Here is a 601-nt window from a genome sequence, read left to right on the forward strand (position 1 = left end):
GCACCGTTGACCTTGAGGCCCGTGGGGGTAAGCGCGTAGAGGCGGTCCCCGAGGTGGTGATGGACGATGTACTGGCCCGCATTCAAGTGCTGATTGAGTAAAGAAAAAATGATCAAACGCCTGACCAGGCTGCCGGGAACATCGCCCGCCTGGGACTTCAGGCGCTTGCAGAAGGAATCCCCGCTCTTTAGGGCGGGGAGGAAGTCAACAAGACAAGCGAAATCTACGTGCACCATCTGGCACAAGGTCAGAACGCGGTCGAGCACATCAATCAGCTTCACCAAAGCATTCTCAGAGGCGAGCTAAGCTCGGTGGCTGAGCTTGAAGTCAGACAAATGTGTCCTTGGGTTTGCGGGCTGATGCCTTTTAGGGCGAAAAGGCACCTTGCCCACCACCAGCTCCGCGAACAATGGAAACATCTTGAATGCAATCAGACAGAGCTTGAGAGAGTGGCCGTCGCGTGCGGACCATTTCACATGCTGAGCTCAGGTCGCCGATACGTGGTATCGGCGGTTGGGTGAAAGCAGGTTAGAAGTTTGTTCGCAAACCAACTTCGACACTTCTTCCCTGAGCAGGCGCAATATCGCGAAGAATTGAGCTG

The 601-nt window shown here is 55.1% G+C and carries 1 protein-coding gene; it reads right to left on the reverse strand.

Annotated elements, in window-relative coordinates:
* Positions 1-281 (reverse strand): hypothetical protein (locus ABEH28_RS27325; RefSeq protein ID WP_346631574.1); only part of this gene is annotated, 281 nt, incomplete at its 3' end.
* Between the last annotated feature and the right edge of the window lie 320 nt (positions 282-601).

The sequence above is a fragment of the Pseudomonas sp. Ps21-P2 genome (assembly GCF_039672565.1).
In the GTDB taxonomy this organism is placed as follows: Bacteria; Pseudomonadota; Gammaproteobacteria; order Pseudomonadales; family Pseudomonadaceae; genus Aquipseudomonas.